Source organism: Pedomonas sp. (assembly GCF_036515995.1).
Classification (GTDB): Bacteria; Pseudomonadota; Alphaproteobacteria; order Sphingomonadales; family Sphingomonadaceae; genus Pedomonas.
In genome coordinates this window covers 1-2,341 of sequence record NZ_DATBUP010000037.1, presented here as the reverse complement: position 1 = coordinate 2,341, position 2,341 = coordinate 1, and the positions used below count along the sequence as shown (strand labels likewise).

Below are 2,341 nucleotides of genomic sequence, written 5' to 3'. Positions count from 1 at the left end.
GCACGCCGAAGAGCTTGCGGGTGATGAAGCCCGCCCACGGCTCGACCGGGTCCACATGAACCACGCGATAGTCCTTGAGCTTGGCTCTGCGGGCGGCGGCGGCCACCGCCTCGTTGAGGCCGCCGAGGTGATCGACCAGCTTGAGCTGCTGGGCGGTCGCGCCGCTCCACGGGCGGCCCTGACCGGCATCGTTCGCGGCATCGACGGAGATGTTGCGGTTGGTGGAGACGACGCCGAGGAAGCGCTTGTAGGTGTTCTCGACCGACGACTGGACGATGCGGTTGGCCTCCGGGCTGAGCGGGCGAGTGAGATCGCCGATGTCGGAGAGCGGGGTGGTGCCGATGCCGTCCGACTGGGCGCCGACGGCATCGAGCGTGCGCTCGAACGTCGGCAGGATGCCGAACACACCGATGGAGCCGGTGATGGTGGAGGGCTCGGCCCAGATCTCGTCCGTGCCCGCAGCGACCCAGTAGCCGCCGGATGCCGCGACCGATCCCATGGAGGTGACGACCGGTATGCCTTGCAGGCGCGCCTGCATGAGTTGCTCGCGAATGGCTTCGGCGGCGGTCGCCGAGCCGCCGGGCGAGTTGACGCGCACCACCAGCGCCTTGATGGCGTCTTCCTTCATGGCCTGGCGGATGAGCCGCGCGATGGTGTCGCCGCCCGCCACGCCGAGCGGAGCCTCGCCGTCCACGATCTCGCCGTTGACGTAAATGACGCCGACCGCATCGCCGGAGCGCTTTTCCTGATCATTGGTGGCGGAGACATAGCTTGCCAGTTCGGTCTGGCTGTAGGCGGGCAGACCGTCCCGGTCCTCGCCGGTGCCGACGAGGGCGGCCATCTGCTTGACGAATTCGGCGTAGGTGCCGAGCTTGTCCACCGCCTTGCTCTTCACGGCGAATTCGGCGAGATCCCCGCCGCTTGCCACGATCTGGTCCGCCGCGGTGTTGATGGTGGCGGACAGTTGGAAGCCGCGCTCCTTGCGGGCGGACTCCACGTCCTGAACATATTTGCCCCACAGGCCGTCATAGAGGGTCTGGAGCGAGACGCGGGCGTCATCGGACATGCTGTCGCGCACATAGGGCTCGATAAAGGATTTGTAGCGCCCGGCCTGGAAGACGTGGACCGAGACCTTCAGGCGGTCGAGCGCGTCCTTCAGATAGACGTTGTACTGGCCATAGCCGCGCAGCAGCACGCCGCCCATGGGGTGAAGCCAGACTTCATTGGCAAGGCTGGCGAGATAATATTGCGGCTCGGTATAATAGCGGCCGTAGGCGTAGATCGGCTTGCCGGTTTCCTTGAAGCGCCTGAGGGCCGCGCCCACGGTTTCCAGCGCGCCGGGACCTGCGCCGTAAAATCCGTCAAGCTCCAGCACCAGCGCCGCCACGCGCTCGTCCTTCGCGGCGCGGTCGATGCCCTTGATGACATCGCGCATCAGCGTCTCGGGGATCAGCCCTTCGCTGCTGCCGACGAGGGTGAGGGGATCAGCGGCGGTGCGCTGCTCCACCAGATTGCCTTCCAGCCGCACGACGAGGGCGGTCTTTTCAGACAGTGCCGTTTCCGTGGCGGGCGAGAAAGCAACCACAACGGCAAGAAGAATGATGATGGCGATTATTCCAAACACGAAGTCCTTGAGGACGACGAAGGCACGCCAGAGCATTTTCAGAAAATCGAGCATGTCATAGCCAATCGGGCACAATGAAAAAGGACAAGCAGGGATACGGACAGGAAACCCTGTCCGGCATTCCGCCATGTAGCGTCATCAACGCAGAACCGGGCCCTGTGGCATCGGACATTACCCGATTTGCCGAGACATTAAATGGACTTCCTGGAATATAAAATCCGGGGGCGGTTCTTGACTCGGCAAAAATGCAACCTCATATGCGAAAGGGCTCGTTAGCACTGTGGATATTTGAGTGCTAACGATGTGATTTACTGAACAACCGACCGGGGGCCGCTGTCGGTCTGGTCCTCGAAATCAGCTAAGAGGTGACTGCATGTCTTTCCGTCCCCTGCACGACCGAGTGCTGGTGCGTCGTGTCGAATCCGAGGCAAAGACCGCTGGTGGCATCATTATTCCGGATAGCGCCAAGGAAAAGCCGCAAGAAGGCGTGATCGTCGCTGTTGGCAGCGGCGCTCGCGATGAGAGCGGCAAGCTCGTCGAACTCGACGTGAAGGCTGGCGACCGCGTGCTGTTCGGCAAGTGGTCCGGCACCGAAGTGAAGATCGACGGTGAAGACCTGATCATCATGAAAGAGTCCGACGTCCTGGGCGTGGTCAGCGCCTAAGCGCGACCATCCCGTTCAACCCCATTCAAGGAAGAGACCGAAATGGCTGCCAA

At 62.7% G+C, this 2,341-nt stretch carries 2 protein-coding genes; one reads left to right on the top strand and one right to left on the bottom strand.

Annotated features, from left to right (window positions below; all coding sequences use genetic code 11):
• Positions 1–1,678 (bottom strand): signal peptide peptidase SppA (sppA, locus tag VIG90_RS03220; protein WP_331591994.1); only part of this gene is annotated, 1,678 nt, incomplete at its 3' end.
• A gap of 319 nt (positions 1,679–1,997) precedes the next feature.
• On the opposite strand from sppA, the gene groES reads away from it, so the two are divergent.
• Entirely contained in the window at positions 1,998–2,288 is a 291-nt protein-coding gene (gene groES, locus VIG90_RS03215; RefSeq protein ID WP_331591993.1) for a co-chaperone GroES, read from the top strand.
• Positions 2,289–2,341: the final 53 nt, after the last annotated feature.

Coding starts and splice junctions, on each gene's coding strand:
- groES (WP_331591993.1), top strand. CDS start 1,998: ATGTCTTTCCGTCCCCTGCACGACCGAGTGCTGGTGCGTCGTGTCGAA.